This is a genomic window from Variovorax sp. P4_D9, assembly GCF_056401695.1.
In genome coordinates, this window is sequence record NZ_JBFUIU010000677.1 from 1 (window position 1) to 4,782 (window position 4,782).

At 68.1% G+C, this 4,782-nt stretch carries 6 protein-coding genes; 3 read left to right on the forward strand and 3 right to left on the reverse strand.

The window, feature by feature from the left end; translation table 11 throughout:
• Positions 1–168: 168 nt before the first annotated feature.
• From AC1DY5_RS42365 to AC1DY5_RS42375, 3 genes are read right to left on the reverse strand one after another with little or no spacing between them, the layout of a single operon-like run.
• On the reverse strand, positions 169–2,583 hold the full coding sequence (locus AC1DY5_RS42365; RefSeq protein ID WP_478120411.1) for an aerobic carbon-monoxide dehydrogenase large subunit: 2,415 nt from the start codon (positions 2,581–2,583) through the stop codon (positions 169–171).
• Positions 2,580–3,071 carry a 2Fe-2S iron-sulfur cluster-binding protein gene (locus AC1DY5_RS42370; protein WP_478120412.1) on the reverse strand — a complete coding sequence of 164 codons (492 nt, stop codon included), beginning with the start codon at positions 3,069–3,071 and terminating at the stop codon, positions 2,580–2,582. Before AC1DY5_RS42370 ends, AC1DY5_RS42365 begins: the two co-directional genes overlap by 4 nt.
• Positions 3,072–3,084: 13 nt before the next feature.
• Positions 3,085–3,948, reverse strand: a complete 864-nt coding sequence (locus AC1DY5_RS42375; protein ID WP_478120413.1) for an FAD binding domain-containing protein — start codon at positions 3,946–3,948, stop codon at positions 3,085–3,087.
• Between the two features lie 225 nt (positions 3,949–4,173).
• Here AC1DY5_RS42375 and cutA point away from each other — a divergent pair, with 225 nt between their 5' ends.
• Genes cutA through AC1DY5_RS42390 form a run of 3 tightly spaced genes read left to right on the forward strand, consistent with a single transcriptional unit; the run spans position 4,174 to position 4,778 of the window.
• Positions 4,174–4,530 (forward strand): divalent-cation tolerance protein CutA, encoded by a 357-nt coding sequence (gene cutA / locus AC1DY5_RS42380; protein WP_478120414.1) that lies wholly within the window; start codon positions 4,174–4,176, stop codon positions 4,528–4,530.
• A gap of 3 nt (positions 4,531–4,533) precedes the next feature.
• Positions 4,534–4,683 carry a hypothetical protein gene (locus AC1DY5_RS42385; protein WP_478120415.1) on the forward strand — a complete coding sequence of 50 codons (150 nt, stop codon included), beginning with the start codon at positions 4,534–4,536 and terminating at the stop codon, positions 4,681–4,683.
• Positions 4,683–4,778 carry a hypothetical protein gene (locus AC1DY5_RS42390; protein WP_478120416.1) on the forward strand — a complete coding sequence of 32 codons (96 nt, stop codon included), beginning with the start codon at positions 4,683–4,685 and terminating at the stop codon, positions 4,776–4,778. The genes AC1DY5_RS42385 and AC1DY5_RS42390 overlap by 1 nt, the downstream gene beginning before the upstream one ends.
• The last annotated feature ends 4 nt before the right edge of the window (positions 4,779–4,782 follow it).

The window sequence follows — 4,782 nt, forward strand, 5'->3', positions numbered from 1 at the left end:
GCCCTTGTAGTGCGTGTCGTCGATCTTCTCGGTGATGGCCGCACCGGGCATGCAGCCGGCCGTCGCCGGCACATCGGCGAGCAGCGTCCAGGCGCGTTGTGCGTCGACGTCGAGTGGATAGCGTTTGTCGAGTTTGACTTCCATGGGACCACGATCCGGTGCCGCGCCTCAGAGCGCGACACCGCTTTGCTTGAGTTGCTGCCAGACACGGTAGGCGCTGTGCGGCATCACCATGTGCCTGACACCCAGGTGMGCAAAGGCATCGACCACCGCCGAGGTGAAGGTCGGGATCGAGCCGACGTGCGGCGACTCGGCCACGCCCTTGGCGCCCAGCGGATGGTGCGGCGACGGCGTCACGGTGTGATCGCATTCCCACTTCGGCGTCTCGACCGCGGTCGGCAGGAAGTAGTCCATCAGCGTGTTGCCCAGCAGGTTGCCCTGGGCGTCGAAAGGCATCTGCTGGCCCATCGCGACCGCGTAGCCTTCGGTGAGCCCGCCGTGGATCTGGCCCTCGATGATCATCGGGTTGATGCGCGTGCCGCAGTCGTCCAGCGCATAGAAGCGCCGCACCTTCGTCTCGCCGGTGCCGCGGTCGATGTCGACCACGCACAGGTAGATTCCGAACGGAAAGGTGAAGTTCGGCGGGTCGTAGTAGTGCACCGCCTCCAGCCCCGGTTCGAGCCCCGGCGGCGCCTGGTGGTAGGCGGCCCAGGCGATGTCCTTCATCGACTTGAAGCGCGCCTCGTCGCCCTTGACCTTGAAGCGGTCGATCTCCCAGTCGAGGTCGTCCTCGCCGACCTCGAGCAGGTGGGCGGCGATCTTGCGCGCCTTGGCATGGATCTTCCGCGCCGCCAGCGCGATGGCCGCCCCGGCCACCGGCGTCGAGCGCGAGCCGTAGGTGCCGAGCCCGTAGGGCGCGGTGCTGGTGTCGCCCTCCTCGACCTGGATCACTTCGGACGGAATGCCGAGCTCGGTCGCGATGATCTGCGCATAGGTGGTCTGGTGGCCCTGGCCCTGCGTGATCGTGCCCATCCGCGCGATCGCGCTGCCGGTCGGATGGATGCGGATCTCGCAGCTGTCGAACATGCCGACGCCGAGGATGTCGCACATCTTGCTCGGCCCGGCACCGACCACCTCGGTGAAGGCGACCAGGCCGATGCCCATCAGCGTCGGCGAGTTCGGATCGGCTCGCCTGGCGGCCTGCTCGGCCCGCAGCCCCTTGTAGTCGCAGGCGGCCAGCACCTTGTCGAGCGCGCCCTGGTAGTCGCCCGAGTCGTACTCGAAGCCGAAGGCCGAGGTGTAGGGGAACTGCTCCTTGCGGATGAAGTTCCTGGCCCGGATCTCGGCCTTGTCGATGTCGAGCTGCTGCGCCAGGATGTCGACCATGCGCTCGATCAGATAGACCGCCTCGGTCACGCGGAACGAGCAGCGGTAGGCCACGCCGCCGGGCGCCTTGTTGGTGTACACGCCCTTCACGCTGCACCAGGCCGCCGGGATGTCGTAGGAGCCCGAGCAGATGTGGAACATGCCGGCCGGGTACTTGGTCGGATCGGCGCAGGCGTCGAAGGCGCCATGGTCGGCGATCACGTTGACCCTCAGGCCGAGGATCCTGCCGTCGGCCGTGGCCGCGAGTTCGCCGTCCATGTGGTAGTCGCGGGCGAAGGCCGTGCTCGAGATGTTCTCAATCCGGTCCTCGATCCACTTCACCGGCTTGCCCAGCACGATGCTGGCGACGATGGCACACACGTAGCCCGGATAAACGCCGACCTTGTTGCCGAAGCCGCCGCCGATGTCGGGCGAGACGATGCGCACCTTCGACTCCGGGATGCCCGACAGCAGCGACACCACGGTGCGCACCACGTGCGGCGCCTGCGAGGTCATCCAGGTCGTGAGCTCGCCGCGGATCGGATCGAAGGACGCCACGCAGCCGCAGGTCTCCAGGGGGCACGGATGCACGCGCGGGTAGGAGATGCGCTCGGCCACCTTCACCGGCGCGGCGTCGAAGGCGGCGTCGGCGGCGGCCTTGTCGCCCGCCTCCCAGGTGAAGATGTGGTTCGGATGCTCACGCTTGCCGTGCGCGCCCTCGGTCTTGCCGGCCAGGTCCTCGCGCAGCACCGGCGCATCGGGCGCTAGCGCGGCGTAAGGGTCGATCACCACCGGCAGTTCGTCGTACTCGACGATCACCGCCTCGACGCCATCGGCCGCCGCATAGCGGTCCTCGGCGATCACGACCGCGACCTCCTGCATCTGGAAGTGCACCTTCTCGTCGGCCAGTACCGCCTGCACATCGCCGGCCAGGGTCGGCATCCAGTGCAGCTTGAGCGGCTTGAGGTCCTCGGCCGTCAGCACCGCGATCACCCCGGGCACCTTCAGGGCGTCGGACTTGTCGATCTTGCGGATGCGCGCATGTGCGACCGGCGAGCGCACGATATCCATGTGCAGCATGCCCGGCATCTGGATGTCGTCGACGTAGTTGCCCTTGCCCTGGATGAAGCGCGCGTCTTCCTTACGCAGGCGGCTGTCGCCCATGCCCTGCAGCGCGGCGGCACGCTCCAGCAGATCGGGATTGATCGGAGCGTTCATGCGGCCACCTTTTCAGCCTGCTGCAGCTTGGCCGCCGCGTACAAGACCGCCTTCACGATGTTCTGGTAGCCGGTGCAGCGGCATAAGTTGCCACCGATGCCCGCTCGCACTTCCTCCTCGGTCGGGTTCGGAATCTCCTGCAGGAAGCGGTAGCTGCGCATCAGCATCCCGGGCGTGCAGAAGCCGCACTGCAGGCCGTGCTCCTTGTAGAAGCCCTCCTGCACCGCATGCAGCAGCGGTCCCTTGGCGAGGCCTTCGACCGTCAGCACCTCGGAGCCGTCGCACTGGATCGCCAGGTGGGTGCAGCTCTTGACCGACTGGCCGTCGAGGTCGACGGTGCAGGCGCCGCAGTGGCTGGTCTCGCAGCCGATGTGCGCGCCGGTCAGGTGGCAGTCCTCGCGCAGGAAGTGGATCAGCAGCGTGCGTGGCTCGACCGCCTTCTCGAGGCGCTTGCCGTTGACGCTGACATTGATGATTTGCTTGGCCATGGGATCCGGCTCCTCACTTGCAGCGCGACAGCGCCGTCCGCAGCGCGCGCTGCACCATCTGGCCGGCCATCGCGATCTTGTAGTCGCGGTCGCCGCGCAGGTCCTCAGCGGGGTCGCAGATCGCCATCGCGCGGGCTGCGGCATCGGCGATCGCGGCCTCGGTCAGCGGCTTGCCGAGTAGCGCGGCTTCGGCGTCGGCGGCGCGCAGGGCCGTGGGCGCCAGGTTGGTCAGCGCGATGCGGACGTGGCCCACGTTGCCGCCGTCGACGCGCAGCACCACGGCCGCCGCGGCGGTGGCCCAGTCGCCGGTCTTGCGCTTGAGCTTCTGGTAGGCGTAGCCGGTGCCGGGCGCGAAGGCCGGGATGCGGATCGCGGTCAGCACCTCGTCCTCGGCCATGTCGGTCATGTAGGTGCCGTGGAAGAAGCCGTCGGCATTCACCGGGCGCGTGCCCTTCGGACCTTCGAGCACGAACACCGCATCCAGCGCGATCGACAGCGCCGGGTGGTCGTTGCCGGGGTCGCCGTGCGCGATGTCGCCCCCGATGGTGCCGCGGTTGCGCACCTGCGGATCGGCGATCTGCTTCGCGGCCTCGGGCAGCAGCGGCAGCTTCTGCAGCAGCAGCGTCGAGTTGATCAGCTCGTTCTCGACCGTCATCGCGCCGATCACGATCGTCGCGCCCTCCTCGCGGATGCCGCGCAGCGCCTCGATGCGGTTCAGGTCGATCAGGTGCGCCGGCTGCGCGAAACGCAGCTTCATCATCGGCAGCAGGCTGTGGCCGCCGGCCAGCAGCTTGGCGTCGCCGCCGTACTGCCCGAGCAGCGCGATCGCGTCGCCGACCGAGCGCGGCGCGTGATAGTCGAATCCGGCTGGGATCATCGTTCTCGTCTCCTATCGTGGGGTCGGCAGAAGGTAAGACCCCGGGATTCGAGCGCGGGTTCCGACGCACGAACGACCGCGTCGCGCGCACGAATGGCGGCCTTCGCCGCATGAACGGTGAACGCCGGATCGTCGCCTCGGGTTTTCCCGGATGGCCTGACCCGGTCCGGGGTCGCCGACGAACCGTACGCGCAGCACAATCCGGAACACCCCGAGGAGTTCCGCATGAACGCAGCCGCCTCCGCCAGCGGCGACACCGGATGCGACGTGATCGCAGCCGTCACCACCACTGTCGCCACCGCCGAGCAGGCCAGCGCGCTGGCCACCGCCATGGTCGAGCGCCGCCTCGCGGCTTGCGCGCAGCTCACGCCGATCGACAGCGTCTATCGCTGGCAGGGCAAGCTGCAGCGCGAAGCCGAAGTCCGCCTGCTGTTCAAGACCACGCTGCTGCTGACGCCCGCGCTGATGACCGCCATCGCGCAATGCCATCCCTACGAGGTGCCCGATATCCACGCCGAGACACTGGCGGACGTGCATCGGCCCTATGCAGACTGGGTGGCGGCGAACGTGGTGAGCGCATAGCCCATGAAGCATGAGGTCGACCCGCTCGGCACCGGGCCGGCGCCCGTCTCGGTGCTCGACCTGCTGCGCTTCAAGCGCCTGCTATTGAGCGTGTCTCGAGATCCACCTTCACGAGCGGCCTTGGCGTTGGCCTCGCGATCTGCCGCAAGCTGATCGAGGCGCACGGCGGAACGCTGTCGGCGGCGCACAATCCCGGCGGCGGTGCCTTGTTCCGCTTCATTCTTCCTGTCACCACGTCCACCGACTGACGCC